Raw genomic sequence first — 847 nt, 5'->3', positions numbered from 1 at the left:
TCCGCTCCACCCTCACGCCCGTGGACGTGGCGGGCCTGCTGGCCTTCGCCGCGACCAAGCCGGGCGTGGACACGCACGTGCTGCCCGGCCGGGTGAACGGCGCGCGCGGCACCAGCACCTGGGAGGTGGACGTGGGCGCCACGCGCGTCCTCGTCGCGTCCTTCGGGTCCTCCGCGTCGTCCCCGTGAAGACCACGTGAACGGCGCTCCTCACGGCTCCTTGACGTAAGCTGGAGGAACACACGCGGGCCACGCCCCACCGGAGACCGCCTCGGGAACCCTCCCGCGTGGTTCCATCCGGACCCGGGCCCGCGCGGAGGTACACAGTGGCCGAACTCTCCCTCGTCTCCCTCGCCGCCCGGTCCAACGTGCGCGTCCACGGACGCGGCGAACGCACGCTGCTGTTCGCGCACGGCTTCTGCTCCACCAGCGACGTCTTCGCGCGGCAGGTCGAGGCGTTCTCGGACGAGTACCGGATCGTCACCTACGACCTGGCGGGCTTCGGGGCCGCGCACGCGGACCTGTGGAGCCGCGCGCGGCACGCCACCCTCGAAGGGTACGCCGCCGACATGGTGGACCTCCTCGACGAGCTCGACCTGCGCCGCGTGACCCTCGTCGGGGCGTCCATGAGCGCGATGACGGGCCTCATGGCGTCCCTCGCTCGGCCGGAGCGGTTCGACGCGCTCGTCTTCGTGGGGGGGAGCCCGCGCTACCTCGACGATCAGGGTTACACGGGCGGCTGGGACCGCGCCGCCCTCGACGGGTTCTACGCCCTCGTGGGCGGCAGCGTCCACTGGCGCGGCGCCGTCAAGGACATGCTGCACGGCGTCTCGGGTGCCGCGACCCTG

Annotated in this window: 2 protein-coding genes; both read left to right on the top strand. The window is 73.0% G+C overall.

The window, feature by feature from the left end:
• Positions 1 to 188: hypothetical protein (locus tag DEIPI_RS32755; RefSeq protein ID WP_045234736.1), on the top strand; the 188-nt coding region annotated here is incomplete at its 5' end.
• A gap of 137 nt (positions 189 to 325) precedes the next feature.
• Positions 326 to 847 (top strand): alpha/beta fold hydrolase (locus tag DEIPI_RS32750; RefSeq protein WP_169737159.1); only part of this gene is annotated, 522 nt, incomplete at its 3' end.

The organism is Deinococcus pimensis DSM 21231, assembly GCF_000519345.1.
GTDB classification, from domain to species: domain Bacteria; phylum Deinococcota; class Deinococci; order Deinococcales; family Deinococcaceae; genus Deinococcus_A; species Deinococcus_A pimensis.
Note: the sequence above shows the minus strand (reverse complement) of the source record. Positions and strands in the feature narration are given on the sequence as shown.